We start from the raw sequence: 229 nt of genomic DNA, 5'->3' as shown, positions 1-229 counted from the left end.
GCAGGAGGGCCGAGTCACTGGCGCCACGATCCTGCGCAAGGATGACGAGCACTTCATCAGTGCCCGCGCGGTGGTTCTCGCCGCTGGTGGCTTTCCCAACGACCCACTGCGTCGCCAGCAGCTGTTTCCCCGCGACGCCAGCGGCCAGGACAACTTGGCGCTGCCTCCCGCATCCTGCTCGGGCGATGGGCTGCGCCTAGGCGAAGCACTGGGCGCCCAGGTCGACACC

Annotated in this window: 1 protein-coding gene; it reads left to right on the top strand. The window is 69.0% G+C overall.

The window, feature by feature from the left end; translation table 11 throughout:
* Positions 1–229, top strand: a 229-nt coding sequence (locus tag AC0IYH_RS34425; RefSeq protein ID WP_471838994.1) for an FAD-binding protein, incomplete at both ends; no start/stop codon positions are given.

The sequence above is a fragment of the Pseudomonas sp. AC463 genome (assembly GCF_979253585.1).
This window is presented reverse-complemented; position numbering and strand designations above follow the sequence as displayed.